The organism is Cryobacterium sp. Y57, from assembly GCF_002929505.1.
Lineage (GTDB): Bacteria > Actinomycetota > Actinomycetes > Actinomycetales > Microbacteriaceae > Cryobacterium.
Genome location: NZ_PJJL01000044.1, coordinates 1 through 21,339 on the forward strand (window position 1 = coordinate 1; position 21,339 = coordinate 21,339).

A 21,339-nucleotide genomic window follows, 5' to 3' on the forward strand; every position below is an offset into this window, starting at 1 on the left:
GACGTTTCCGTCGAGGTCGCAGAGGATCATGTTCTCGGGCGCCAGGTCGACGTAGTCAACCCCGCTCGGCTTGATCACGAACAGGTTGGCGCCCGGCACGCGACCGGAGACGTTGCCGCCGGTCCAGACCACGAGGCCGTTGCTGAAGAGCTCGGCATGCAGGCGGGTGATGTCCGCGCGAACGCGGGCGATGGCCACCTCGATTTGTGGTCCGTAGGTGCTCATGAGCGCGCCGACTGCTCGACTTGGGCTGACAGCGCGGCGGGGGCCGGAGCATCCGCTGCAGCACGCTTGAGAGCCTTGAGCCGGTGCATGACGTCGTTCTCGCCGCGACCGAAGTAGTCGTGCAACTGCGTGTACTCCTCAAACAGCTCGTCGTACGCCGCCGAGGACGCCTCGTTCGGTACATACACGTTCTTGTCCAGCTTGCCCATCTTCGCGCCAGCGGCGCGCACGTCGGAGTAGGCGCCGGCCGCAACCGCGGCGTGAATCGCGGCGCCGAGCGCTGGGCCCTGGTCACTCGCAATGGTACTGATGGGCAGGCGCAGAATATCGCTGTAGGTCTGCATCAGGAACGCGTTCTTGAGCAGCCCACCGGCCACGATGAATTCGGTCACCGGCACGCCGCTCGCGTTAAAGGTTTCCACGATGGTGCGGGTACCGAAGGCTGTCGCCTCGAGCAGCGCCCGGTAGATCTCTTCCGGCCGGGTCGTCAGGGTCGTGCCGATGACGAGCCCGGAGAGTTCGTGGTCGACCAGCACCGAACGGTTGCCGCTGTGCCAGTCGAGGGCCACGAGCCCGTGACCGCCGACGGGCTGGTCCTTGATCAGCTCGGTGAGGTGCTGGTGCACGCTGCGACCGAGTGCCCGAGCGTCGTCAACGTATCGGGCTGGCACCTGATTATTGACGAACCAAGCGAAGATGTCGCCAACACCGCTCTGCCCGGCCTCGTAGCCGTAGAGCCCAGAAATAATGCCGCCGTCGACGACGCCGCACATGCCCGGCACCTCGGCCAGACGGTCGGAGTTCATCACATGGCAGGTGCTCGTGCCCATAATCGCCACCATCTGGCCCGGGTTCACGGCCTGCGCCGCCGGCGCGGTCACGTGCGCGTCCACATTGCCAACGGCCACGTGAATGCCCTCCGGCAGCCCGGTCCAGGCTGCGGCTTCGGCTGACAGCGTGCCAGCGGATGCGCCCAGCTGGCCGATCTCGTGCGCCACCTTGTCGAGGGCGAACCGTGAAAACGCCGGATTGAGCGCACCGAGAAAAGCCTCACTTGGGTACTCCCCGTCCTGCAGGATGCCCTTGTAACCGGCGGTGCAGGCGTTACGCACGTAACGGCCGGTGAGCTGCCAAACAATCCAGTCGGCGGCTTCGACCCAGTGGTCCATGCGGTGGTAAAGCTCCGGGTCGTCCTCCAGCAGCTGCAGGCCCTTGGCAAATTCCCACTCGCTCGAGATGAGCCCGCCGTAACGTGGCAGCCAGCTTTCGTCACGCTCGAAAGCGAGGTCGTTAATGCGGTCGGCCTGAGCCTGGGCAGCGTGGTGACGCCACAGCTTCACGTAGGCGTGCGGGCGGTCGGCAAACTCGCAAAGTTCGTTCAGCGGGGTGCCGTCGGCCAGCACCGGAACCATGGTGCAGGCGGTGAAGTCGGTGCCGATTCCGATGACGCGGGTCGGATCGATGCCGGCGTTTACGACAGCGGCAGGAACCGCACTCTGCAAAACTGCCACGTAGTCTGCGGGAACCTGGAGTGCCCACTCGGGCGGAAGTGCCTCACCGGTCGCGGCCAAGATCGTGTCCATCACCGCGTGCGGGTAGTCAAGAACGGCAGAGCCGAGCTCAGCCCCATCGGAGACCCGGACAACCACCGCCCGCCCCGACAGTGTTCCGTAATCGACACCGATCACATAGGACTCCGTCTCGACTGGTTTAGTGTGCAAAGTGTCCGTTGCAGAATGCAATGAGGTGACATTCAAGGCGCGTCTCCAGTATCTAATTAATGATCAATAACCGTGGCTCCGACAAAATCAAGGTTGATCTGATCGACCTTGGACCGTCCAGTTGGGCGGACTTTACGCCCAACTAGCCCTGATCAGAGCTCGGCGCGGGCGCTTGGGGGCCCGCCAGCTGAGCGGCGCACGATCAGCTCGGGTTTGGCTTGCACCGCCTCCGTCACCTCATTGCCGGCCAACACGGTGAGCAGAGTCGCCATGATTTCCCGTCCCAGCTCCCCGAAGTCCTGCCGGATGGTAGTGAGCGGCGGTGTGAAATGCGCCGCTTCGGGCATGTCGTCGAAGCCAACGATGCTCACGTCTTCTGGCACGCGAATTCCCGCATCCGAAAATGCGTGCAGCAACCCGAGCGCCATCTGATCATTGGCCGAAAAAATCGCAGTGAAGCCTTGCGACTCGGCCAGCCGTTGTCCGCACTGGTAGCCGCTCTCCGAAAGCCAATTGCCGATCAACATGTCACGAGCTGCGAGGCCTCGGTTGTGCAGCTCGGCGCGCCATCCACGCTCACGTTCGGCGGCATCCAGCGACTCCGGCGGACCCGACAGGTGCAGGATTTCGCGGTGTCCCAGATCAGCCAGATAGGCGGTAGCCAGCCGCGCGCCCTCGAACTGATCGATCGACACGCTGCAGAACCGGGTGCGTCCGCTGCTCTCAACCGTCACGAGCGGCACGCCGAGTTCGACGCCCGCGATGGCGTCCAGCGCGTCCCGGTCGGACGCGATCAGCACGAGCGCCTCCACGTTTTGACGCAGCAGAACTTCTACTGCAGCGAGCATGGCACCTCGGCCGGACGTTGCCATGCTTGCGATTGTGACTTGGTAGTCGGCTTCCCGGGCAGCCTGATTAAAACCAAGCATCGTGCTGGAGGGGCCGTACAACGGCATACCCGTGCTGATCAACCCAATGGTGCGAGTCTTACGGGAAACGAGCGCGCGTGCCACGGCACTCGGCCGGTAGTTGAGCTCCTGGATAGCCCGCTCTACCCGAGCGCGCGTGGCGGGACGAACTGCATTCTCGGTATTGAGAACGCGCGAGACGGTTTGATGCGATACACCGGCCCGGTTGGCCACATCCGTAATGTTTACCATCGATGATCCCTTACGAGGCTTCTGTCAGCAACGCGCCGGAGAACCACGTGCGTACCTTTACCGCTGCCACTCATGAGATGACGAGAACCGACCACGAAACAGCGGGCAACGTGACGCGGATCTCGCTGCCCTCGACGACGATTTTGTCATTCTGCACGGGGACCACGCGGTTCTGGTCGTTCAGGGTGTTCTGAGCATACACATCAGTGTCGGCGAGCGTGGTGAAACTGAAGTTCGCATTCTGTGCTAGGTCGCCTGCATCGATCACAACAGTTGATTCACCTGTGGAATTGCGGTTGACGAGAAACACGCTCGTCGTGCGGGTCGCAGTGTCGTGGGTCGCCACACCGTCTACTAGATCCACCTCGCCATACACCTTCGTCTCGTAGGTCTCCGACGTTATATTTAGACGTAGGACGTCACCCTGGGCGTGTTTCGATGCTTGAGCGAACGGGTAGAAGATCGTCTGGCGCCAAGCGTCTCCGGCGGGCTCAGTCATGATCGGTGCGATGACGTTCACAAGCTGAGCCAGGCTGGCTGCAGTGACGCGATCAGCGTGACGCAGGAGGGAAATCAGCAGTCCTCCGACAACCACGGCATCCGCTACTGTGTAGACGTCTTCGAGGAGGCGCGGAGCGATCGGCCATTCCTGCGGATCTGTGATCTTGTCGACCGCGTGGTACCGCTTGTTGTACCAGACGTTCCACTCGTCAAAGGAGATATTGACCGTTCTCTCGCTGCGCAATTCGGCCTTGACGTGGTCGATGGTCGCCACCACGGAGTCGATGAAGGAGTCCATGTTGGTTCCGGACGCCAGGAAGCTGCCGAGGTCGCCGTCCGACTCCTCGTAGTAGGCGTGACAGGAGATGTAGTCAACGTCTTCATAGGTGTGCTCGAGGACCGTGCGCTCCCATGAACCAAACGATGGCATTCTTGGGTTCGAGCTTCCGCAGGCGATCAGCTTTAGCGAGGGGTCCACCTGTCGCAGGGCACGCGCCGTCTGCGAGGCAATTTTTCCATAGTCCTCGGCGCTACGGTGTCCGAGCTGCCAGGGTCCGTCCATCTCGTTGCCGAGGCACCACATCGTCACTGCGTGCGGTTCCGGGTGGCCATTGGCAATGCGTGCGTCTGAAAGCGCTGTCCCCGACTTGATGTTGGAGTAGTCGAGAATATCCAGAGCCTCCTCGACACCGCGGGTGCCGAGGTTGATCGCGAGCATCAGCTCACTGCCGGCCTTATCGACCCAGGTCGAGAACTCGTCGAGGCCGATCTCATTCGTTTCTAGAGAGTGCCACGCTAGATCCAGCCGACGCGGACGGTCTTCTTTGGGACCGACCCCGTCCTCCCACTTGTAGCCGGAAACAAAATTCCCGCCGGGGTATCGAATGGTGCTGACACCCAATTCCTTGACCAGGTCCAGCACATCTCCGCGGAATCCGTCAGTGTCGGCGGTTGGGTGATCCGGCTCATATATGCCCGTGTAGACGCAGCGACCGAGGTGTTCGACAAAGGATCCAAAGAGATTCCTGTTTACCGGAGCGACAATGAAACTGGGATCGATGACGATTTTGGCGGTTGCCATAGTGGGCCTCTCTTGGCGTGAAGTATGCGCGTGTACTGACGGGATCAAGATTTGACACTTCCGAGCGAGAGCCCGGCCTGCCAGTATCGCTGAAGTGAAATGAAGGCGATGATCAGCGGAATGATCGAAACGAGCGCACCGGTGACGATCAAGTTCCATAGTTGCTGTCCGGCTCCTGAAGCTGCCGAAAGCTGCAGCCATTGACCGAGCCCGACAGTGATCGGGAAGAGCTTGGGATCGGAGAGCACCGCCAGAGGAAGGAAGTAGTTGTTCCAAGTGCTCACGAGGGAAAGGAGGAGAACGGTAGCAACGGCGGGCTTCAAGAGCGGCAGTGCGACCGTGAAGAAGATACGCGCCTCCCCCGCCCCATCGATTCTCGCGGCGTCGAGAAGTTCGTCTGGAATGGCATCTTGTGCGTAGACCCGCATCAGATAAACGCCGAAAGGGGTGAGCAGCGACGGCAGAATGACCGCCCAGATCGTGTTGTTCAGACCGACCGCGCTGAAGAGAACGAACGTGGGCAGCACGAGCGCCGTGACCGGCACCATGACCGAGCCCAGCAGAAGCGCGAACGCAACCGTCCGACCTCGGAAAGCATACTTCGCGAACCCGTATCCGGCCAGTACAGCCAACACCGTTGCGCCCCCACCGCCGACTGCCGCATAGAGCAAGGAATTCCCAAGCCACTGCCAGTAGATTCCATTGCTTTGCGAGAACAGCTCCAGGAAGTTGTCGACAAGATTGAAGTCCTGATCAAACCACAGCGGTCCGGCGGTTCCGGAGAATAACCCTCGATTCGACTTCGTGCTTGCGACCACCAGCCACCACATTGGTAGCAGGAAGTAGATACTCAGTCCGATAAGGACGACGTTACGCCCGATGGATCGCTTGTCGCCGGCGCCCTGAGAGTGTGACTTGTTGGGCCGCGACGACCGGGTTCTCTGGGGAATGGTTCTAGGGGTTGTCGATGTCATGTCAGAGACCGCTCTTCTTGCGCGACGCGCTCAGGAATATGTAGGAACCGATGAAAACGACGATGCCCAGTGCGAAGGAAATCGTCGACGCATAGTTGAAGTCCCGGTAGACGAATGCGAGGTTGAAGGCATAGAGGTTCGGGGTGAAGCCGGACGTGATGGCACCGCCCGCAAGACTTCGCAAGATTTGAGGCTCGGTGAAGAACTGCAGGGTACCGATCAGGGCGAATACAAGGATGAGGACCAGGGCGGGTGCTACGAGCGGAATCTTAATGCGAAGGGCGATTTGAAGTTTGCTCGCTCCGTCAATTCGGGCTGCCTCGAACAACGACGGGTCCAGACCCTGCAATGCGGAGAAGATGATGATCATGTAATAACCGACCCACTGCCAGGTCACGATGTTCACCAGACCCCAGAAGATACCGTCAGCGCTCAGAAGATTCGGTGCGTTCAAACCAAAGAAACCAAATATCTCGCCCATAGGTCCGAAGCTGGGGCTGTAGAGGAATCCCCACATGATCGCGCCGATGACAACAGGTACCGCGTAGGGGATGAAGATGAGCAAGCGCGAAATGCGCGCGACTTTGTTCGCCAACTCGTCGATGATCAACGCTGTAATCAGCGAAATGAGCATTTGGAATGGAATGAGGATTAGTGAAAAGACAATAACAAATCGGGCACCCTCAAGGAAAAGAGGATCCGTGAACGCCTGTCCGTAGTTATGGAACCAGGTGAATTGGTTGCCCTTCGCCAGCGTATTCGTGTTCAGGCTTAGCCAGAACGCATAGAGCAGCGGGATAACAAGGAGCGCAATGAAGGTAACTCCAAAAGGAGCAACAAAAGCCCAGCCGATTCGACCCCTTCGGGTGATGACGCTTCGACGTTGCGATCGAGGCGCTAAGAGTGCCGCGGCGGTGACATCGTCGTTTTGCGGCTTACGCAGTTTGGTGAGAGACATTACCTGTTCCTTCGGAGTTCCTGTTTCGAAGCGACGTTGTCGGTTTCATAGCAGCGGCGTCGGGCTCTGCGGATCTCGCGCAGCCCGACACCGCTCGCGAAGGTAGTTCTAGTTGACAGTGAAGCCTTGATTCTCGGCATAGTCGACGAAAGTCTTCTGCAGACTCGTGACCGTTTCCTCAGGAGTCTGAGTTCCCTCGGCCATGGCGTAGAGGCCTTCCGTGGTGGTGTCATAAATCAGGCTCAGGAACGGAAGGTTGGTGAACCCCTCATAGCTGGCTGCAGCATCGATGAACACGTCTTCGTTGATCTGCTGCCCGCCGAAGAACGCGTAGTCCAAGTCGCGGAAGTAGTCCGATTCCAACATCGGACTCCACAGCGGGAAAAGTGTTGCCTTCTCGATTCCGATCTTCCAAGTCGCTTCTGAACCGAATATTCCCATTGCGACCTTGGCGGAAAGCGCTGGGTTTGGTGCTTGATTGGTCACAGCGAAGCTGGATCCACCCCAATTGACCTGCACCGGCTTGTTGGCGTCCCATTGCGGCAGGGGAACAGCGCGCCATTCGGTCACGGCGCCCGGATCGGCCAGTCCTGCGAGGTAGCCGGGACCCCATGCAGGTGCGATATACGACGCGTACGTGCCGTCAAGCATGCGCGCGTTGTCGTCGCTGGTGTTGCGGTCGTTGTGCGAAACGAGGCCACGCTCAATCAGATCGTTCCAGTAGTTCAAAACCTGCAGAACTTCAGGCGATTCCAGATCGATACCGATCCTGCTCGGGTCATCGGGGTCGACGGTGTACGGGACCGCACCTGCCTGCGAGAATAACGCTTGGATATATGCGCGGCCGTTGGTCGGAAAGTTGGTAATGAATCCCGGGTAGCCATTGTCCTTCAACTGCTGGGCTGAGTCGGCAAATTCGGCCCAAGTGGTTGGAACGGCCACGTTGTACTGCTTGAAAATGTCAGATCGGTACAGCATGCCCATGGGTCCGCCATCGACGGGCGCTGCAAAAACGCCTTCTGTGGTGGAAACGTCTGCCCACGCACCCGGCGAGAAGTTCTTTTTGATGTCCGCGGCACCAAACGGGGTGAGATCAACGAGTGAATCCTGCACCGTGTAGCTGGGCAGCATGGCTGCTTCGAGCATGACGACGTCGGCAGCGCCCGAACCTGCAGCGAGGGCCGTGTTCAGCTTCGTGTACTCGTCGGCGCCGACGCCGGCGTTATTCCAGCAGATCTGCACATCATCGTTGTTCTTGTTGTATTCGTCAACGACGCTTTCGAATTCTGGGTACCAAGCCCAAACCGAAACCTGCTCAACGTCTGGATTCACAATCTTGTTAGTGCAAGACAGATTTCTGGACTCGGCCCTTCCGCTGCCATCTTTGCCCGCACTCGCTGCGCAGCCGGTCAAAGTCAAACTTGCTAACGTTAAACCCACTACCGCGACGTTCTTATACCACTTCAATGCTGGTTGCATAACCTGACCTCGTTGTCATAATCACTGCGAAATGTGAGCGCTCACATCGTGAAATGTAAACATACCACCCACATAGAGAGAATTGTCAAATCTAATCCCATGCAAGGGTCGCCGCTACAGATCTGATCTCGTGATACCGCCTCCTACGGAGCCTTAAATCCAGTGATCGACTTGTGCTGAATCTATTTTTTCCGTTATTTTGAGTCGGGCTTTGTCATTTTGAGCAGCGATGGCATTGCCCACCAGCAGCTTCTTAAAACGAGCTGTCGGACGTGGATTTTCTGATCATCGATGATTTCTTCACCGACGGTACCGACAGCGATGCCACGATGGCGCGAGCGACTTGTTCACGGAATATCGAGCAGTTGAACTAGTTGTACCGGGCCATCAGGTTGGTGACACGCGCTGGAGCGAGGTAGTTCCAATGCCCGTGTGGATACGTTCAGTGTTGTAGTAGTTGAGCCAGGGGTCACGGGCTTGGGTGCATGCAGCACTGCCGTGAATACCTGACGGTAGGCCCACTCGGCTTGGAGGGTGCGGTTGAAGCGCTCGACCTTGCCGTTGGTCAACGGGCAATGCGGTTTGATGAAGCGTTGCTGCGCTCCAAGGGTCGTCACGGCCTCATGGCAGGCGTGGGATTTTCGGTAGGCGAAGGCGTCGTCGGAGAGGACGCGTTCAATCTTCGGGATGCCACAGCTGGCGAAGAACGCGGCCGCGCGGAGGAGGACACCGGCGGCGGTGACACCCTTTTCGTCAGGGTGAAATTCGGCGTAGGCGAGGCGGGTACGGTCGTCATCAATGACGGCGTGTACGTAGTCGTAGCCGACCGGAATGTGGCCGGCAGTGTGGTTGGTGCGGGTTTGGCCGGGCTGAGCTCGCCAGCCTCCGCCATCGGGGATGCGTCCGAGCTTCTTGACGTCGGTATGCACCATCTCGCCCGAGCGAGCGCGTTCATACCGGATCGCCGCGGCGCGGGTGGCGCGAATCTTTTCACCGGTCAACGGATCGCATTCCCAGAGAGCCGGAACGTGGTGGCGCGCCAGCACTCTCGACACGGTTCGAGCGGGAACGCCCGTGTCGACTGAAATACGGGCAGGGCCGGTGCGTTAGCGGGTGCGGGCCTCTAAACCTGAATCCACCGATCGGGATTGGGATCTAGCGGCGCGTTAAACAGAGAATGCCCTTCTTATCAGGAAAAATTGTGCTCACCACAGAACAATTCGACTGATCCAGAAGGACATCTCGTAGATGCAAGTTCCGCGCACCACCCGGGCCGTGTCCGCGTCATTCAATGACTCCAACTTCGTGTCTTCTGCGGGTTTGGTCCCGGCGATGAAACTGGCCGAGAGAGCGGGCCTGCGACGGCTAACCGACAAATCGTTGAGCGTCCCCACCGACAAGGGCGCGAACGCCGGCCTGAAGATCGCGTCCCCGGTTGCCGGGATGGTGGCCGGTGCAGATGCCATTGACGACATGGCCGTGTTGCGCCACGGCGGAATGCGCAAGCTCTTCGCCGACCTCTATGCGCCGTCGACGCTCGGGTCGTTCCTGCGCGCGTTCACGTTCGGCCATGTGCGCCAGCTTGACGCCGTCGCGTCCCGTTTCCTGATCAGCCTCGCCGCCCTGAGCCCGCTGATCAGCCCGGAACCTGACGACTACGTGTTCCTGGACGTGGACGACACCATCATCGAGGTCCACGGGCACCAGAAACAAGGAGCCAGCTTCGGCTACTCCGGGGTCCGCGGGCTCAACGCGATCCTCGCGACTGTGAAGACGGTCACCGGCGCGCCGATCATCCTCACCCAGCGCCTGCCCCGGGGTGCCGTCGCGTCCCCGCACGGTGCGACCCGGTTGATCCGGGACGCCCTCGCGACTCTCCGCCGCCTGCCTGAGATGAGCGCCGCCCGGATCCTGTTCCGCGCCGATTCCGCGTTCTATACCTTCGCGTCCATCCGCGCCGCTATGGCTGGCGGCACGGAAGTCTCCGTCACCGCCCGCCTCGATTCCGCCGTCAGGAAGCACATCACGGCCATCCCGGCGACCGGGTGGACGCCGATCAAGTACACCGATGCGATCTACGACGAGGACACCCGAACCTAAATCTCCAACGCTGAAGTCGCCGAGATTCCCTACATTGCATTCACCTCACGGAAGAAGTCCGACCACATCCCCGGCCGCCTCGTCGTGCGTCGCATTCCGGAACTGAACAAGCACAAACTCGCCGGCCAGGCCACGCTCTTCGACCTGCACCGCTTCCACGCGTTCTTCACCACCAGCACACTGGACACGGACACCGCGGATAAAACCCACCGCGCCCATGCGGCCATCGAGCTCGTGGATTCCGACCTGAAGAGCAGCGCCCTGGCTCACATGCCCTCCGGTGTATTCGCCGCCATCGCAGCCTGGCGGGTCCTGGCCGTCATCGCCTTCAACCTCACCCGCGCCACCGCGGTAGCCGCCGGCATCGGTCTGGCCCGGGCCACGACCGCTACCATCCGCCGGAAACTTATCAACATCCCCACGAGGATCGCCTCGTCCGCCCGGCGCATCACACTCCACCTGCCCGAGAACTGGCCCTGGGCAACCGGTTGGACCCACCTCTTCGACCACGCCTTCGCACCCCCGAGCCCAACCCCGACCTGACCCGCCCGCCCCGACCCGACTCGGCACGACCTGGAACCCGAGTGGAACAACACGAGCAGCGAGGCTCAGCGCACAACCACGCCCCAACACACCGCCGTAGCTCAAATCAGGAAACCACTCCCAACCTCAGCCGGTCGGTGCAATGAGGCTAAAACGGCCGCTTCGCGCTCCGGGCTCGTCTGGAATGGCAGTGACTGCGGCCGCGACGACCGGTCGATCAGCCCGGCTTCGCCCTCGGCACGATAGCGGCGCACTCAACGGTAGGCGCACTGCCGGGAGATGCCGAGTTCCTTGGCGGCGTGCGCCGCCGGTCGACCGCCGAGTACCCTTTCAACCAGCAAAGCCCTTCGCGAACGTTCAATCTGGCATTCATGTGTGACATGAGGGCCTCCGTTGTGAAAGTGAGACGTTGAACATCTCCGCTCAGCACCGGAAGCCCTCCCTTTTTCAAGGCCTCACGTCACTAACGTCATGGCCAAGTACGGTCACATCCAGTCTCTCTGTGTTGTTTCCCGGCTCGGGAGGTCGAAGCCCCAGATGTGAAGGTGCAGATTCTTTGCTCACAATGAGCGCAAAAAAGTGGCCGGACCTGCGCAAACCGGTCCGGCCACATTCCTCTACTAAATTTTGATTTCAAGCATCACACGCGCACTAGCTGGTTTATGACCGGCAGGGATCCAGCGCCACGACAGCGACCAGGACTACCCTTTTCTGACCGTGACGAGGGTGTCGTCGGGCACGTAGTAGTTGTCTGCAAAGTCAATCTTGGTGGTCGTCGGGGCGATCACGGCGCAGTTGGACAGGCGAGAATCACGACCGAAGGTGTTGTCGGTAATGGTCGCTCCCATGATCGGACCGTGTGACTTTTCCGCAATGTTCACGGTGCAGGCACCACCATTAGCGAAGTTGTCGCTAAAAGTGAAGTTGGAAACTGGTCCCCGGTCCTGCGTGATCTGCACGGCAGCGCTGTGCGAATCGGTGAGCCGGTTGCCGGTTACCGTCACGTTGTTTCCAGCCTGAATCTGAATGCCATCGTCGTGACTGGGTGAACCGCCCTGATTCGGGTCATTGCGGTAATGCATGTGATCGTGGATCCAGGAATCCTGCAGACTCACATTGCTTCCGGTGATGTGAATGCCATCGATGACGTTATTGATGTTCACGCGTGTCGCCGTGAAGTTATAGCCGTAGATTCCGTTGGCGTGGGGCGAAGCGGTGCTTGGAGACAGCTCGGTGTCGGTGACAACCAGGTTTCGGTGTCCGCCGAGGTTATTGATGAGCGCCCCTGGACCGTTCATGGTGCCACCCCGAATGATGGAATTCTTGATGGTCACATCGGGGGCGCTGATCTTGATCAGGCCGCGAACATCGAGGCCATCCAGCACGGTGCCCGGCTTGGTCACGTTGATGTCACCATTGTGCACGGTTAAAGCAGTTCCAGCGGGAACGCCCGTGTTGGAGGCACCGGGCGTTCCACTCGTCACCGGTGCCGGCGCGGGAGTGGGCTCCGGTGCAGGTGCCGGCGCGGGAGTGGGCTCCGGTGCAGGTGCCGGTGCAGGTGCCGGTGCCGGTGCCGGTGCCGGTGCCGGTGCCGGTGCCGGTGCCGGTGCGGGAGTGGGTGCCGGCGCCGGGCTGCCTCCGGCGCGCTCAAAGCCGTCGACCGAAAGGTTCAGCGTGACGTCGGCGACGCTACTAACGGCGGTGACTGTGCCGTCCATTTCCGGAGTCACGGGAACCGTTATGGTCTTGGTCGGGCTGGTACCAGCCGGCGCAGTAAACGAGTACGCTTTGGATCCCTCTGGACCAAGTGCAATTTTCACCTGAGTTTGGGAAGCGACCTCAGAGGTGAAGAACTTCACATCGACGGATTTCAGGCCGGACGGTACTGAACCCAGGTCGGTGGTGATTCTTCCGTGCTCGGGAATCACAATCGATGCGCTCAGTGCCTCGGCGTTGCTGATATCAGCCTGAGCCGGACTGGCGGCGAGACCGGATAGGGCGACGACGGAAACTGCCAGAGCCGAAAGAACGGCCTTCCGTGGAGCCGTGCTGGTGGAGACAGTCGGGGCGGTGCTAGTTGAGAATTGATTGGAAAAAGATGTACGGGTATTTCTGAATGCCATTGGTTAGTTACGTATATTCTGTGTCGCGCACAAGTCCGGGAACGTGCGGATGATCGGCCGTAGGGGGCCACAATGTACTCCATGAGCATTGCCCACTTAGGGTGAGCACGCAAATCGAGTGACCTCCCGTACGCTACCGCGACGGGCACTCGGCACTCAAAAAAAGCGGCCGGACCTGCGTTAACAGGACCGACCGCTTGAAGTCTGCGAATCTAGCGTTTGCGCTTCTCGCGTACGCGCATGCTGAGGTTGATCGGGCTTCCCTCGAAGCCGTAGATCTCGCGTAGGCGTCGCTGAATATAGCGGCGGTAGCCCGGGTCAAGGAATCCGGTGGTGAATACCACAAACGTCGGCGGGCGGCTCGAGGCCTGCGTACCGAACAGAATCCGAGGCTGCTTGCCGCTGCGCACGGGGTGCGGGTGGGCGGCAGCGAGCTCGGCCAGGAAGGCGTTGAACTTGCCCGTGGCGATGCGGGTGTCCCACGATTCGAGCGCAAGCTCCAGCGCCGGAACCAGCTTTTCCATATGGCGACCGGTTTTGGCCGAGATGTTCACGCGCGGGGCCCAAGCCACGTGCGCCAGGTCCTGCTCGATCTCCCGTTCCAGGTATCGGCGACGGTCGTCGTCGATCTGGTCCCACTTGTTGAACGCCAGAACGAGCGCACGGCCCGATTCGATGACGAGGTCGATGACGCGAATATCCTGCTCGCTGATGACTTCGGTCACGTCGAGCAACACAACGGCAACCTCGGCCTTTTCCAAAGCTGCGCTGGTGCGCAGGGAGGCGTAGAAGTCGGCGCCCTGGGAGAGGTGCACCCGACGGCGAATGCCGGCGGTGTCGACGAAACGCCACACCTTGCCGCCGAGCTCAACCTGCTCATCGACCGGGTCGCGGGTCGTGCCGGCGAGTTCGTTGACAACAACGCGCTCCTCCCCCACGACTTTATTGAGCAGGCTGGACTTGCCGACGTTCGGGCGACCGAGGATGGCCACGCGGCGTGGACCGCCAACCTCCTGCTTGGCAACGTTGGAAATTTCGGGCAGCACGAGCAGAATCGCATCGAGCAGGTCGGCAACACCACGACCGTGCAGGGCAGAAACCGGCCACGGCTGGCCGAGGCCGAGCGACCACAGGCTGGCCGCTTCGGGCTCCTGGCGCACGTCATCGACCTTGTTGGCGATCAGAAAGACAGGTTTGCCGCTCTTGCGCAGCATGCGCACGACGGCCTCATCGGTCGAGGTCGGGCCCACGTTGGAGTCCACGACGAACATGACCAGGTCGGACAGGTCGATGGCGATCTCGGCCTGGGCAGCGACGGAGGCGTCGATGCCTTTAGCGTCGGGCTCCCAGCCGCCGGTGTCGACGAGGCTGAACTTACGCTCGTGCCATTCGCCTTTGTACGCGACGCGGTCACGCGTCACACCGGGGGTGTCCTCGACGACGGCTTCGCGGCGACCGAGGATACGGTTGACCAACGCTGATTTTCCCACGTTCGGGCGCCCGACAATGGCGATCACCGGAACGGCCGGCAGGTACTGAATCGCGTCGGGGTCGTCGGTGACGGCCTGCAGTACGTCGAGGTCTTCCTCGTCGAGGTCGTAGTTGTCGAGGTCCGTGCGCAGCGCGACGGACCGCCGGGTGGCCAGTTCCTCATCGAGATTGGCGAGTCGTTCCGCCAGCTCGGTGTCGAGCGCTGCGCTCGTGTCGTCGTATTCGTTACTCATTCAAAGCCCGCTTCGTGCGTGTGTGGTAGACGTCGATGACCGCTTCTACGGTCTGCTCGAAGTCGAGATGGGTGGAGTCAACGGTTATCACACCGTCAGCCGCGCTCATGAAATCGACAACCTGTGAGTCAGCGCGATCACGTGATCGCAGCTGTTCTGCCACGGTTTCAGCCGATTGGGTCGTTATTTCCGCAGAGCGTCTTCTCATTCTAGCCTCCTCGGATGCCGTGAGTAGAATGCGTACCTCGGCTTCTGGGGCGACGATGGTTGTGATGTCGCGTCCTTCGACGATGACTCCGGGTCGATCCACGTTCTCGGCGATGTTGCGAAACAGCTCGGTGAGCGCGCCCCGCACGGCGGGAACGCGGGCGATAGCGCTGACCGCTGCACTGACCTCCGGTGAGCGGATGGCGTCGGTCACGTCGGTCTGCCCCACCGTGACGAAGTATTCGTCAGGGTCGGTACCGATCGCATAGTCGAAGTCCTTGAGGAGCGCGGTGACGGCATCCGTTTGGGTGTTGTCGGTGTTGCGCTCAAGCGCCAGCCAGGCCAGCGCGCGGTAGGCGGCTCCGGTATCGAGGTAGGCGAAGCCGAGGCGGCGCGCGGCGGCACGGCTCACGCTTGATTTGCCGCTGCCGGCCGGCCCATCGATAGCGACGAGGGTAGGGAGGGTGTGACGTGCCATGTACGTTAACCAGCAATCCGCCAGCCGCGCGCGGCCAGCTCTTCGGTGAGGCGAGTGACGGCGCCGGGCAGTACAGAGATTTCGGCGAGACCGATCTGAGCGCCGGGCGAGTGTTCCAAGCGTAAGTCTTCGAGGTTGACTCCGAGCTCTCCGATGTCGTTGAGTAGGCGAGCGATCTGGCCGGGCTGGTCGTTGACCATGACGACCATCGAAGAGAACCGTCGGTCCTGCCCGTGTTTGCCGGGCAGACGGGCCACTCCGACGTTTCCGCCGGCAAGTTCCTCGGCGACCTGGCGTTGCGCTCCGGGCGCGTCTGGATCTTCGAGGGCGTCGATGAACCGGTCGAGGTCGTCTCGGTAAGCCAGCAGCACATCACGCACCGGGCCGGCGTTGGCGCCGAGAATCTGCACCCACAGGTCGGGGTCGCTCGCCGCAACCCGCGTCACATCGCGCAGGCCCTGCCCGGCCAGGTTGAGCGAGGAGTGCGCTGCGCCGGTGAGGCGGCGGGCCATCAGGGTGGAGATGACCTGCGGCACGTGCGAAACCAGGGCGACGCCGAGGTCGTGCTCTTCCGGCGTCATCTCGACCAGGATCGCGCCGAGGTCGAGAATGAGATCGTCGATAGCGCCGGCCTGCTGATAACTGATCGCGTCGTGTGCGGCGACCACCCAGGGGCGGCCGATGAACAAATCAGCGCGGCCGGAGAGCGGGCCGCCCTTCTCCCGACCGGCGAGCGGATGCGACCCGATATAGCGGCTGATATCAGCTCCGCGCTCGCGCAGCTCGGCGAGCGGCGCGAGTTTGACACTCGCGACATCCGTCACGATCGCTTCTGGGTACGCCTCGAGCTCCCGGGCGACGATCTCGGCGGTGACGTCGGGAGGCACACACACGACGATGAGTTGCGGGAGATCGCCCGGCTGCGCGGCGCGGCCGGCACCGTAATCGATGGCGATGCGCAGGTTGGTCGGTGACGCGTCGGCGAGGATCGTCTCGATCTTGCGGTCTCGCAGGCCGAGGCCCACGCTGGTTCCGAGCAGGCCGACGCCGACGATGCGCACCGGACCGACGAGGCGGCTTTCAGCCATGGTTGTGTCCCCTACCGTTGCTGTCGTTAGTTCGCGTCAGGGCGCGCACTCGGCGCCTGGCGGGACACGGTGAGCAGTTGGCCGAGTTCTTCGCGGGTGAGTTCGCGCACGGCGCCCTGCTGCAGGGTGCCCAGGTTCAACGGCCCGAACTGGCGACGCACGAGATCGACGACGGGGTGACCGACGGCGTCGAGCATGCGTCGCACGATGCGGTTGCGGCCGGAGTGCAGGGTGAGCTCGACCATGCTGAACCCGCCGCCGGGAGGGCTCGTGAGGATGCGTGCCTTGTCGGCATGGATGGGGCCGTCGTCGAGTTCGATGCCGCTTTGCAGCTGGCCGATGGTCTGCGGCGAGACGCGGCCCTCGACCTTGGCGATGTAAGTCTTGGAGACGCCGAAGGAGGGGTGGGCGAGCACGTGGGCGAGGTCACCATCGTTGGTCAAAATCAGCAGGCCGCTGGTTTGGGCGTCGAGCCGGCCCACGTTGAACAGGCGTTCGTCGAACTGGTCGGTGAATTCGCGCAGGTCGGGTCGCCCGCTTTCGTCCTGCATCGAGGAGACGACGCCGACCGGCTTGTTGAGCATGAGGTAACGGCGGGTGGTATCGAGCTGCACGGCCACGTTGTCGACGGCGACCTGGTCGGTTTCGGGGTGCACGCGGCGGCCGAGCTCGGTGACGACCTTGCCGTTCACCCGCACCCGCCCGGAGGTGATGAGGTCTTCCGAGACGCGCCGGCTGGCGACGCCGGCCGAGGCAAGTACCTTCTGCAGGCGCACACCGTCAGCGGCCGCCTCTGGATTGAAGTTGGGGTCGCGGGGCGCTGCGTCGCTGGGCGTGTTGTCCTGGGTCAAAGTAGATCCTCGAATCCGTCGGTGCCGCCGTCGAGTAACGGCGATAGGTGGGGTAACTCGGCGAGCGAGTTGATTCCGAGCTGGGTGAGCAGCAAGTCTGTGGTGGCGTAAGCGATCGCGCCGGTTTCACTGTCGGTGAAGGCCTCGGTGATGAGGCCGCGACCGAGCAGGGTGCGCACGACGGAGTCAACGCTGACGGCGCGAATGCTCGCGACCTGCCCACGACTGATCGGCTGCTTGTACGCGATCACGGCGAGGGTTTCCAGTGCTGCCTGGCTGAGCCGGCTGGGATTCTGGGTCAGTACGAAGTCGGTCACGAGCTCGTCGTGCGTGGCGCGCACGTAAATGCGCCAACCGCCGGCAACCTCGCGCAATTCAAAACCACGGCGCACCGTGACGGTACCGTCCGGTGCCGTGACGCCATCGAAATCGGCCACCAGCCGGGCAACGGATTGCGCTACCGCCGTAATCGGCCGCCCCACGGCGGTCGCGAGGTACACCAGGCTTTGGGGCTCATCGGCGATCATGAAAACGGCTTCGAGCTGGCGGTCGAGGACGTGGGATTCGTGCAGAGCGAATGCTGTCGCATCCGTTTCCCCGGCGCGCGACGGGGTGTCGGTGGTCTGGTTCACCATATTGCCGACTTCAGTTGCCATAGTCGGCTCCAAGCAAAGCGAGATTTTCGTCCGACCATTCGCGCCCGTCGAGCGACCGGCTGCTCCAGCGCAGGATGAGCTCGCCGAGGGGCTCGATTTGGTCAAAGGAAACGGCGCCGTGGCGGTACAGCTCGAGCACCGCGAGAAAGCGAGCGATGATGACACCCTTCAGGTCGACGCCAGCGGTGAGCGCCCGGAATGACACCGGCTCCCCCGGCTGCAGCATGGCGACGACGTAGGCGGCCTGCTCGCGGATACTGACCAGCGGCGCGTGCAAATGTTCCAGGCCCACAACGGGCAGCTCGCGCGGAGCGAGGGCAGCGGCGGCCAGCGCGGCGAAGTCGGCGAGCGAGAGCGTCCAGACCAGCTCCGGGGTCTTCTGACGGTATTTCTCCTCAAGCCGCACGGATCGTACGTGACGGCGGGACTCAGTCTCGAGCTGGCCGGTGAACCAGGTCGCCGCTTCCTTGAAAGCGCGGTATTGCAGCAGGCGAGCGAACAGCAGGTCGCGGGCTTCGAGCAGGGCTACGTCTTCGGCGTCGACGAGTTCACCCTGAGGCAGCAGGCCGGCCACCTTGAGGTCGAGAAGCGTCGCGGCAACGACCAGAAATTCGGTGGCCTGGTCGAGTTCCTCGGCCGCGTCGAGGCCGCGCAGGTACGAGATGAACTCGTCGGTCACCCGGCTGAGCGAAATCTCGGTGATGTCGAGTTCGTGCCGGGTGATGAGTTTCAACAGCAGATCGAAGGGGCCCTCAAAGTTGCCGAGGGCGACCGAAAACGCGGGCTTCTCGGCCGCGCTAGGCGACTGCGCCACGGTGGATCAGTTCGCGGGCCACCTGTAGGTAGGCCTTGGCGGCTGCGTGTTCGGGTGCGAAGTCGGTGATGGGTACCCCAGCCACGCTCGCGTCGGGAAATTTCACGGTGCGGCCGATGACGGTCTCCAGCACGCTGTGGCCGAAGGCATCGACGACGCGCTCGAGGACCTCGCGGGAGTGCAGGGTGCGCGAATCGTACATGGTGGCGAGAATACCGTCGAGTTCGATGGCGGGGTTGAGCCGATCGCGCACCTTATCGATGGTCTCGATGAGCAGGGCGACGCCGCGCAGGGCGAAGAATTCGCACTCGAGGGGAATCAGCACGCCGTGGCTGGCGGTGAGTGCGTTCACCGTGAGGATACCGAGCGAGGGCTGGCAGTCGATGAGGATGACGTCGTAGTCGCTGGAGACCTTACGCAATACACGGGCCAGAATCTGCTCGCGGGCGACCTCGTTGACCAGGTGCACCTCCGCGGCGGAGAGGTCGATGTTGGCCGGGATGACATCGAGTCCCTCGACCGAGGTCGGCTGGATCGCGTCTTTCGGGTCGACTTTGCCGTCGAGCAGCAGGTCGTAGATGGTGGTGACGTCGTGGGTGGGCACGCCGAGGCCGGCTGAGAGTGCGCCCTGTGGGTCGAAGTCGATGGCGAGCACGCGGCGCCCGTAGCTGGCCAGGGCGGCGCCGAGGTTGATGGTCGTCGTGGTCTTACCGACGCCACCTTTTTGGTTGCAGAGGGAGATGATGCGGGCGGGACCGTGGCCGTTGAGCGGCTCCGGTTCGGCGAATTCGTGTTTTTCACGTCCCGTCGGACCTACCGGAGCGTCGTCGAAACCGGGTAGCGAAATTCGCTCGCTCAACTTACGCGTCACTGGCCCGTCCTTGATTTGTCCTGCACCCATCACTTGCTCGATTGTAGCGAGTGGAACGACGCGTCGCCGCAAGGATCGCCGCTCGAGTCAGTCTCGGGTGGTCGAACGGCGCATCCGCTCACCTCGTACGAGCCAATTCACCCGCTCCGGCTGGCGCACGTGGCCCAGCGCGCACAGCTGCGCCCGAGCGGTTAGCGCGCCCGCGGATGGGCGGTCGTGTACATGTCACGAAGAGTGTCGACGGTCACCAGGGTATAGATCTGGGTGGTGGCGACCGAGGAATGGCCGAGAAGTTCCTGCACCACGCGCACATCGGCGCCACCGGCGAGCAGGTGTGTCGCAAACGAGTGGCGCAGGGTGTGCGGCGACACGGGCACGGTGAGCCCCGCACGCTCAGCGGCAGCACGAATGATCAGCCAGGCATTCTGCCGGCTCACTCGTTGTCCGCGCAGGCCGAGGAACAGCGCCGGTGTCGAGCGTCCACGCACGGACAGTATCGGCCGGGCCCGCACAAGATAGTCAGAGACAGCGGCGCGCGCGAAACTGCCGACCGGCACAATGCGCTGTTTGTCTCCCTTGCCGGTGAGCCGCACCGAGTCAAACACCTCCACGAGCACGTCGTCGACATTGAGGTTGACCACCTCGCTCACCCGGGCTCCGGTCGCGTAGAGCAGTTCGAGCAGGGCCTTATCGCGCAGACGCTGAACGTCGTCGCCGTCGGTCGCCGCCAGCAAAGCGCTGACCTGTTCGATTGAGATGGCCTTAGGCAGGCGCAGGGCGAGTTTGGGCGGTTTGGTGTCGTGCGCCACATCGGTTTCGACCACGCCCTCTTCGAGCAGAAAACGGTGGAACCCGCGCACGGTCGACAGAACTCGGGCAATGGACGCCGCCGTCAACGGGGCTTCCGGGCGCAGGCCGAGATGCTGCACAAACGACGAGATGTGTCGCCGAGTGACCACGTGCAGGTCGGTGATCGGTCTGGGTGGGTCGCCGGGAGCATCAACTGCCAGCCACGCCGTGTACAGCCCCAGGTCGCGACGGTAAGCGGCGACGGTATTCACGGCGAGGCCGCGTTCGACAGCCACATGCCGCAGGTAGGAGTCCACCGCCGTCTCGACGGTCGTCATGCTCAGGACGTGATGTGCAGGCTGCGCGAATCACTGCTTTGCGGATGCCGCGGCCACGGCGAATCCGCGGGTGCAAGCGCGCTCCAGCCGCGTGAACGAGCCACCTGAGCGGCCAGAATGCCCACCATCAGGATCGGGTTGGAGACGCGCCTGGCCAGCACGGCGTCGACGCAGGTGTCGAGCGATACCCAGCGTGGTTCGATATCGGCTTCTTCGTGGGTGCGGTCGAATGCGGCAATCGCCGAGACGCCCCGAGCGAGATAGATCCGAATGGCTTCGTTGCTGCCCCCGGGCGTGGTGTAGAACTCGGTGAGCAGCGCCCACTCGGCGGCGACGACATCCGCTTCTTCAGCCAGCTCGCGCTGGGCGCCGACGACGGCGTTCTCACCGGCAATGTCAAGCAGCCCGGCCGGTAGTTCCCAGCCGCGCAAGCCGGTCGGGTGCCGGTACTGCTTGATCAGCAGCACGCGGTCCTGCTCGTCGAGGGCCAACACAGCGACCGCGCCGGGGTGGTCGATGTACTCGCGGGTGATGCTCGCTCCGTTGTAGTCGAACGAGTCGCGGCGCACGTTCCAGATGGCGCCGTCATAGACCACGTCGCTCGCTGACACCCGCACCGGCATGACGTCGTCCTGCAGCACGGCGCTTTTCAGAAAAT

The 21,339-nt window shown here is 62.2% G+C and carries 17 protein-coding genes and 3 pseudogenes; 1 reads left to right on the forward strand and 19 read right to left on the reverse strand.

The genetic code is table 11. The features are described from left to right. The 8 genes and pseudogenes from CXY72_RS01795 to CXY72_RS01830 all read right to left on the reverse strand — a co-directional run. Window positions 1–225 (reverse strand): class II aldolase/adducin family protein (locus CXY72_RS01795; protein WP_199183907.1); only part of this gene is annotated, 225 nt, incomplete at its 3' end. After that, window positions 222–1,946 carry a ribulokinase gene (gene araB, locus CXY72_RS01800; protein ID WP_199183908.1) on the reverse strand — a complete coding sequence of 575 codons (1,725 nt, stop codon included), beginning with the start codon at window positions 1,944–1,946 and terminating at the stop codon, window positions 222–224. The genes araB and CXY72_RS01795, both read right to left, overlap by 4 nt. 152 nt (window positions 1,947–2,098) lie before the next feature. Further along, complete coding sequence (locus CXY72_RS01805) at window positions 2,099–3,106, reverse strand: LacI family DNA-binding transcriptional regulator (RefSeq protein ID WP_104126015.1); 1,008 nt, start codon at window positions 3,104–3,106, stop codon at window positions 2,099–2,101. Window positions 3,107–3,176: 70 nt separating this feature from the next. Further along, entirely contained in the window at window positions 3,177–4,688 is a 1,512-nt protein-coding gene (locus CXY72_RS01810) for an alpha-N-arabinofuranosidase (protein ID WP_104126016.1), read from the reverse strand. Between the two features lie 44 nt (window positions 4,689–4,732). Next, a complete protein-coding gene (locus CXY72_RS01815; protein ID WP_104126017.1) occupies window positions 4,733–5,662 on the reverse strand; it encodes a carbohydrate ABC transporter permease in 930 nt (309 codons plus the stop codon). A 1-nt stretch (window position 5,663) separates the two neighbouring features. Then, window positions 5,664–6,620 (reverse strand): carbohydrate ABC transporter permease, encoded by a 957-nt coding sequence (locus CXY72_RS01820; RefSeq protein ID WP_104126018.1) that lies wholly within the window; start codon window positions 6,618–6,620, stop codon window positions 5,664–5,666. A gap of 108 nt (window positions 6,621–6,728) precedes the next feature. Then, a complete protein-coding gene (locus CXY72_RS01825; RefSeq protein WP_158252437.1) occupies window positions 6,729–7,952 on the reverse strand; it encodes an ABC transporter substrate-binding protein in 1,224 nt (407 codons plus the stop codon). Between the two features lie 534 nt (window positions 7,953–8,486). Then, a pseudogene (locus CXY72_RS01830) lies at window positions 8,487–9,205 on the reverse strand (integrase core domain-containing protein); the annotation flags it as partial. A gap of 142 nt (window positions 9,206–9,347) precedes the next feature. Here CXY72_RS01830 and CXY72_RS01835 point away from each other — a divergent pair. Then, window positions 9,348–10,742, forward strand: a pseudogene (locus CXY72_RS01835) (IS1380 family transposase). Window positions 10,743–10,891: 149 nt separating this feature from the next. Here the strand turns inward: CXY72_RS01835 and CXY72_RS19940 are convergent. From CXY72_RS19940 to CXY72_RS01895, 11 genes and pseudogenes are all read right to left on the reverse strand, one after another. After that, window positions 10,892–11,124 (reverse strand): annotated as a pseudogene (locus CXY72_RS19940) (leucine zipper domain-containing protein); the annotation flags it as partial. Window positions 11,125–11,443: 319 nt separating this feature from the next. Then, window positions 11,444–12,865, reverse strand: a complete 1,422-nt coding sequence (locus tag CXY72_RS01850; protein WP_104126023.1) for a right-handed parallel beta-helix repeat-containing protein — start codon at window positions 12,863–12,865, stop codon at window positions 11,444–11,446. A gap of 212 nt (window positions 12,866–13,077) precedes the next feature. Continuing rightward, on the reverse strand, window positions 13,078–14,589 hold the full coding sequence (der, locus tag CXY72_RS01855) for a ribosome biogenesis GTPase Der (RefSeq protein ID WP_104126024.1): 1,512 nt from the start codon (window positions 14,587–14,589) through the stop codon (window positions 13,078–13,080). Continuing rightward, window positions 14,582–15,274, reverse strand: coding sequence for a (d)CMP kinase (gene cmk, locus CXY72_RS01860; RefSeq protein ID WP_104126025.1), 693 nt, complete (start codon window positions 15,272–15,274; stop codon window positions 14,582–14,584). Before cmk ends, der begins: the two co-directional genes overlap by 8 nt. 5 nt (window positions 15,275–15,279) lie before the next feature. Then, window positions 15,280–16,362 (reverse strand): prephenate dehydrogenase, encoded by a 1,083-nt coding sequence (locus CXY72_RS01865; protein ID WP_104126026.1) that lies wholly within the window; start codon window positions 16,360–16,362, stop codon window positions 15,280–15,282. Between the two features lie 26 nt (window positions 16,363–16,388). After that, entirely contained in the window at window positions 16,389–17,138 is a 750-nt protein-coding gene (locus tag CXY72_RS01870; RefSeq protein ID WP_233193167.1) for a pseudouridine synthase, read from the reverse strand. Between the two features lie 71 nt (window positions 17,139–17,209). After that, window positions 17,210–17,869: an SMC-Scp complex subunit ScpB gene (locus tag CXY72_RS01875; RefSeq protein WP_233197606.1), complete on the reverse strand. Its 660-nt coding sequence runs from the start codon at window positions 17,867–17,869 to the stop codon at window positions 17,210–17,212. Then, window positions 17,859–18,683 carry a ScpA family protein gene (locus CXY72_RS01880; RefSeq protein WP_104126028.1) on the reverse strand — a complete coding sequence of 275 codons (825 nt, stop codon included), beginning with the start codon at window positions 18,681–18,683 and terminating at the stop codon, window positions 17,859–17,861. The genes CXY72_RS01875 and CXY72_RS01880 overlap by 11 nt, the downstream gene beginning before the upstream one ends. Continuing rightward, window positions 18,667–19,584 carry a ParA family protein gene (locus tag CXY72_RS01885; RefSeq protein WP_104126029.1) on the reverse strand — a complete coding sequence of 306 codons (918 nt, stop codon included), beginning with the start codon at window positions 19,582–19,584 and terminating at the stop codon, window positions 18,667–18,669. Before CXY72_RS01885 ends, CXY72_RS01880 begins: the two co-directional genes overlap by 17 nt. 161 nt (window positions 19,585–19,745) lie before the next feature. Continuing rightward, a complete protein-coding gene (gene xerD, locus CXY72_RS01890) occupies window positions 19,746–20,681 on the reverse strand; it encodes a site-specific tyrosine recombinase XerD (protein WP_104126030.1) in 936 nt (311 codons plus the stop codon). Window positions 20,682–20,683: 2 nt separating this feature from the next. After that, window positions 20,684–21,304, reverse strand: a complete 621-nt coding sequence (locus CXY72_RS01895) for an NUDIX hydrolase (RefSeq protein ID WP_104126037.1) — start codon at window positions 21,302–21,304, stop codon at window positions 20,684–20,686. Window positions 21,305–21,339 lie beyond the last annotated feature (35 nt).

Bases quoted from the DNA above. Each gene is read 5' to 3' on its own strand.
- CXY72_RS01865 (WP_104126026.1), bottom strand. From the start codon at position 16,362: ATGGCTGAAAGCCGCCTCGTCGGTCCGGTGCGCATCGTCGGCGTCGGC.
- CXY72_RS01820 (WP_104126018.1), bottom strand. From the start codon at position 6,620: ATGTCTCTCACCAAACTGCGTAAGCCGCAAAACGACGATGTCACCGCC.
- CXY72_RS01875 (WP_233197606.1), bottom strand. From the start codon at position 17,869: ATGGCAACTGAAGTCGGCAATATGGTGAACCAGACCACCGACACCCCG.
- CXY72_RS01885 (WP_104126029.1), bottom strand. From the start codon at position 19,584: ATGGGTGCAGGACAAATCAAGGACGGGCCAGTGACGCGTAAGTTGAGC.
- CXY72_RS01810 (WP_104126016.1), bottom strand. From the start codon at position 4,688: ATGGCAACCGCCAAAATCGTCATCGATCCCAGTTTCATTGTCGCTCCG.
- der (WP_104126024.1), bottom strand. From the start codon at position 14,589: ATGAGTAACGAATACGACGACACGAGCGCAGCGCTCGACACCGAGCTG.
- CXY72_RS01895 (WP_104126037.1), bottom strand. From the start codon at position 21,304: ATGCCGGTGCGGGTGTCAGCGAGCGACGTGGTCTATGACGGCGCCATC.
- xerD (WP_104126030.1), bottom strand. From the start codon at position 20,681: ATGACGACCGTCGAGACGGCGGTGGACTCCTACCTGCGGCATGTGGCT.
- cmk (WP_104126025.1), bottom strand. From the start codon at position 15,274: ATGGCACGTCACACCCTCCCTACCCTCGTCGCTATCGATGGGCCGGCC.
- CXY72_RS01815 (WP_104126017.1), bottom strand. From the start codon at position 5,662: ATGACATCGACAACCCCTAGAACCATTCCCCAGAGAACCCGGTCGTCG.
- CXY72_RS01850 (WP_104126023.1), bottom strand. From the start codon at position 12,865: ATGGCATTCAGAAATACCCGTACATCTTTTTCCAATCAATTCTCAACT.
- CXY72_RS01805 (WP_104126015.1), bottom strand. From the start codon at position 3,106: ATGGTAAACATTACGGATGTGGCCAACCGGGCCGGTGTATCGCATCAA.